This is a genomic window from Facilibium subflavum, from assembly GCF_003574485.1.
GTDB lineage: Bacteria > Pseudomonadota > Gammaproteobacteria > Francisellales > Francisellaceae > Facilibium > Facilibium subflavum.
On the sequence record NZ_QLIT01000026.1, the window covers coordinates 1 to 5166 of the forward strand.

At 37.0% G+C, this 5166-nt stretch carries 5 protein-coding genes and 1 pseudogene; 5 read left to right on the forward strand and 1 reads right to left on the reverse strand.

Annotated features, from left to right (window positions below):
• Window positions 1-392, reverse strand: a pseudogene (locus tag DNK84_RS02135) (Fic family protein); the annotation flags it as partial.
• A gap of 250 nt (window positions 393-642) precedes the next feature.
• On the opposite strand from DNK84_RS02135, the gene DNK84_RS02140 reads away from it, so the two are divergent.
• From DNK84_RS02140 to DNK84_RS02160, 5 genes are all read left to right on the forward strand, one after another.
• Window positions 643-1707, forward strand: a complete 1065-nt coding sequence (locus DNK84_RS02140; RefSeq protein WP_119342934.1) for a hypothetical protein — start codon at window positions 643-645, stop codon at window positions 1705-1707.
• 142 nt (window positions 1708-1849) lie between these two features.
• A complete protein-coding gene (tnpA, locus tag DNK84_RS02145; protein WP_119342935.1) occupies window positions 1850-2170 on the forward strand; it encodes an IS66 family insertion sequence element accessory protein TnpA in 321 nt (106 codons plus the stop codon).
• On the forward strand, window positions 2151-2501 hold the full coding sequence (tnpB, locus tag DNK84_RS02150) for an IS66 family insertion sequence element accessory protein TnpB (RefSeq protein ID WP_119342936.1): 351 nt from the start codon (window positions 2151-2153) through the stop codon (window positions 2499-2501). Before tnpA ends, tnpB begins: the two co-directional genes overlap by 20 nt.
• A gap of 53 nt (window positions 2502-2554) precedes the next feature.
• The gene (tnpC, locus tag DNK84_RS02155) at window positions 2555-4297 is read left to right on the forward strand and encodes an IS66 family transposase (RefSeq protein WP_162902157.1); all 1743 of its coding nucleotides are present in this window, start codon (window positions 2555-2557) and stop codon (window positions 4295-4297) included.
• Between the two features lie 181 nt (window positions 4298-4478).
• A partial coding sequence (locus DNK84_RS02160; RefSeq protein WP_119342938.1) for an IS256 family transposase occupies window positions 4479-5166 on the forward strand: 688 nt, incomplete at its 3' end.

The window sequence follows — 5166 nt, forward strand, 5'->3', positions numbered from 1 at the left end:
AACTTGCCGGTAATTGCTGGATAATTGCCGATTTCATCGATAAGCCCTTTCATTAAAATATGATGCGCGTCTAATAAATGTTGTTCATTATTAGGCTGCCACTTATCAAAATGATCATAAACCTCTATCGCATTACGTACTTCCTGGATTTCCTTTTGTGGCGCCAATACACGTTTACCATTGATAATATCGGTTATGTTTGACTCATCTAATGTATTGCCTTCAATCGCTAAAGAACCTTGAATCGTTTTAATTCTATTACTACGTCTTAATCTCAATGCATTTTCATTATCGGTGATAACAGATAATCGCCCTACCGACTCGCTGATTTGTGAAACCAGATTAATTATTTTTGATGTGATTGTATAGGGTGGTTGATATGGCTTTCCCATGCAAAATCCGTTTATTTTCATCTAAAACTTTACTGCAACATATTATATACTATTTTTATAGACAATAATATTTAAGCAATGATAAAAATACAAAAAAGTATACTTTTTGTTACTAGCATGAATATTTTTATAGTCATGATTTTAGAATGTTACAAAATGAAACATGTATGAAATATTCTAGAAATAATTTCAGTGTATTCTTTGTTCATGATTTAAATAAATATAGTACATATACAATGAGGTGTATACAATGAGGTGTATTTTTTGCAATAGTCCAGCAGTTCCAAATACTAATTACTGCTTTTTTCATCAATCTAGCGATCAAAACAATAATCAGAATTTTTCGCAAGGTGGTTTTAATCAGTTAATGCCAAATAATTTAACTTTAAATAGAAAAAATTCAAATGAATCATACATGACTCAAAACAATAATCAGAATTTTTCGCAAGGTGGTTTTAATCAGTTAATGTCAAATAATTTAACTTTAAATAGAAAAAATTCAAATGAATCATACATGACTCAAAACAATAATCAGAATTTTTCGCAAGGTGGTTTTAATCAGTTAATGTCAAATAATAATGAAAGTCAAATTACTAAAATATATGATAATATAGTTAATTGTAACAATTTTAATCACAAGGATATTAACGTAAAAGTTAAGTTTCAAAATAATGAAGAGCGTAATTTTTGTATAAGCGACTTTATGCTTTTAGCAACGACTGTTGATGTAGTATGTAATAATTTTGAAAAAATTAATTATTTTATTGATGATATGAATGGTGGTTGGGAAGGTTGGTTTCAAGCAGAAATATTCTTTTGGTTTCAAAAATATTCAAAACTACATACTCAAAACATAGATAGGGAAATTACCACAGAATATATAAATAAGATACTTGATCTTGTATATACCGATAAAAAATTACATGAAGAATTTTCTTATAGTTTAAAAAATAAAATCATAAGTCCTATAAAGTTTATTGAAATGAAATGTGATTATAAGAATTCTACTGATGACAAATTTTGGACCACTGTCAAAAATGATAAACAAAAATTTCATAGCCAGCGCGTTAATGATTATGTACGTTTGAATCCTTTCAAAAGTCAAACTAAATCACTTATGCCCTATATTCAGAATAAAGTCAAAAAAAAATTAAATCATTTTGGTCAAAATGTTATAGAAATTACCCGTCAACTTCTAGTTATGGATAATAGTACATTGGAAAAAATAAGTATGGATGATTTTAATGGATGGACTCTAAAGTTCAATACTAATATATGTGTTATGTTCGGATGGTTTAAAACAGATTATGATTAATAATATACACTATTTTGGGTATATGGTAGTACTTGAGAAATTAAGTTAGATTTGGTGTAACCGCTCCATAAACCCCATCTAGTAAAGGCGTTTGTTCTTAATCATACTGTTGTTGTTTATTCACAAATATGGAGCACAGACGATGACAGAAACGCAAAGCAAGTGGCTATCAATTATTAGGGATTGGGAAGTCTCAGGGCTAACACAGGACAAATTCTGCCAGGAACAGGAAGTATCCAAAGCATCATTTTCCAAATGGCGTACCAAATTCATTGCAGAAGGTGCGCTTAAACCGCGCATTAAGGTAACAAAGGATTACGCTAACCCATCATCCCATGCCCCTTCTGGTTTTATTCCTTTTTATATCGATGCAAATACGGTAAAACAAAAAGGCATGATTGAAATTGATTTGCCATTTGGGATCACGTTAAGGGTACCTTGTGATGTTAACGCCGGCACATGAAATTTATCTGGCCAACTTCCCGGTAGATATGCGCAAGAGTATCGATGGCTTATCGTCTTTGGTTTTATCCCAGTTTGGTTGTGCTCCCACACAAAAAGGCAGCTACTTTGTTTTTTGCAACAAGGCCCGCAATCGAATGAAGGTATTGTACTTTGATAAAAATGGCTTTGCGCTGTGGATGAAGCGTCTGGAGAAAGATCGCTTTAAACTGCGTTATCAAAATGGCCAGATTGTGGCTTTGGATGCTGATCAATTTCAATGGTTACTCTCAGGATTGGATTATGCCAATATGGTGGGTAGGAAGGCCTTAAATTATTCCTGTTTTTATTGAAAAAATGTGTTTAAAACCCGCGAGAAATCAGGGTTTTATGGTATAATAAGCCATTGATTGAAAGCCGCAGGCCAACCACATTGAGCGATGATATCAACGCATTAAAAAAACAAAATGCATCACTGAATGCGGCGTTGTCCTGTCTGCAAAAATCCTATGATACCAATCTGCACAACAAACAATTGGTTATCGATGTACAAACCCAAAAGCTTGATGAGCAAAGCAAAAGAATTGATAACCAACAAGCACAGATCAATCAGTTGCAGGAAACCATCCGCTTGTTATTAGCCAAACGCTATGGCCGTTCGTCTGAGCAATACACAGATCTAAATGATCGCCAGGGCTGGCTGTTTGATGAATCAGTTGACCCGGCCTTCACTCAAGTTGAAGATGTAGTAGAAGGCTGTGATAATGAGGCGATTGAAGTCAAACCTTATCAACGCAAAAAACGTGGAAAGCGCCTGCCGTTACCGGATTACCTGCCACGAGAACGTGTTATTTATGATCTGCCTGAACAAGAGCTGATAACGGCCGATGGTGAACGTTATCGCCTTATAGGTGAAGAGGTTTGTGAACAATTAGATGTTATTCCGGCAACGGTTCGTGTATTGCAGCATGTTCGCTTAAAATATGCCGTTCCCGGCAAAGACGAATTGGGTATAAAAATGGCCTCCATGCCACCCCAAGCAATTGCTAAGAGTCAGGCCTCAAGTGGTCTTTTAGCCCATATTGTGCAGGCAAAGTATTGCCATCACTTGCCTTTGTACCGCCAGGAGTCAATCTGGCGGGGCTTGGATATTTCAATCCCAAGAAACAGTATGTGTCGCTGGTTAGTGCAATTAGGCCAAAAAGTACAACCGATTGTTGATGAGATATTTGAACAGATGAAACCCTTGCCTTACATTCAGGCTGATGAAACGGGTGTGACGGTTGTCAATGAAAGAACCCAGCCACAGAAAATCTCTCATAATGGGTATATGTGGTTGTATAACAACACAGCCGGTGTTGTGTATGAATACAAACCCACACGCGCAGGTCAAAACGCTAAAGACAAACTGGAAGAATATAAAGGTTATGTCCAAAGTGATGCCTACAATGGGTACAACCTTTTGTTTGGCGAGGATAGTCAGCGTATATCGGTTGGTTGTTGGGCGCATGCCAGACGTAAATTTGTTGAGGTGATACAAGCGCTGGATAAGGATGCCAAAAAGAAACCAGGTGTTGCCGATGAGATGCTTAAGACCATTGGTAAGCTTTATGCCATAGAAACAGACATCAAAGCACAAGGCTTTACACATAAGCAAGCAGCTAAAATCAGGCAGGATGAAGCCATACCTGTATTAGATGAGATTAAAAAAATGCTGGATGATGTTGTGTTAAAAACACCGCCGCAATCAAAGCTTGGAAAAGCGATTGCTTATAGCTTGAATAACTGGCCACAGTTGACAAGATATACCGAACACGGTGCCATCCCGATTGATAACAACGATACTGAAAGAAAAATCAAACCGTTTGCCGTTGGCAGAAAGAATTGGCTGTTTGCTGGAAATACTGAGGGTGCTAAGGCCGGTGCGAATCTCATTAGCTTGATTGAAAATGCCAAGCTATACAATTTAAAGGTTTTTGATTACCTAAGATATGTGTTTGATCGTATTGGCAGTGCCAGATCTGACCGAGATTATGAACAGCTGACACCAAAGTTTGCCCAGCAGCATGTCGCTAAACTTAAACCGGACAAACAAAGCAAACCGAAGGAAACCAAAACAGAAGCACCTGTTTTTTCAAAAAATGGCTGATAGGTCCTATAGGGGAAGTGTGCCCTTTATGGAGCGGTTACGATTTGGTCAATAAAGTATACTTTTTGGGAGTCATTGAAAAGTGTCAGGTTAGCTCCCTTTGAAAATGGGAGTAATGAAATAACTGTGTAAATTCTTTCATAGGTTATAATGGTTAAAACGTATAATCTAAGGACGAAAGATGAAAAACAAAGAACAAAACAAAGCATTAGATCAAGCGCTTGATCTCATTGTTGAATCAGGTGCTGATTTATCCAATCTATTTAAATCAGATGGCGTATTGAAGCAATTAACCAAAGGTCTGGTTGAACGTGCTTTACAAGGTGAACTAAAAGCACACCTTGGTTATGACAGGCATGAACGTAGCGATTCTGTTAATGCACGTAACGGCACGGCAAGAAAAAGCCTAATAACAGAAGATGGCCCATTGGAAATTGATGTGCCTCGTGATCGCTCAGGCGAATTTGATCCTGTACTTGTTCCCAAGCGAAGCACGCGGATTGAAGGTTTGAATGAAAAGATTATTTCACTATATGCCAAAGGCATGAGTGTTTCAGATATTCAATTACAATTGCAGGAGCTTTATGGTGGTGCTGAGATCAGTACAAGCTTAATCAGCAAAATTACCGATGAGGTATTGGAAGAAGTCAAACATTGGCAATCTCGGCCATTAGATGCGGTTTATCCGATTGTTTTCTTTGATTGTTTGGTGGTTAAAGTCCGTCAGGATAAGCGTGTGCTAAATAAAGCCGTTTATGTTGCTTTAGGCATAGATCGTACAGGTAGAAAAGATGTGCTAGGCCTTTGGATGAGTGAAAACGAAGGCGCTAAGGTTGGGCTGGCAAATGTATCCGAGCTGAAAGACCGGG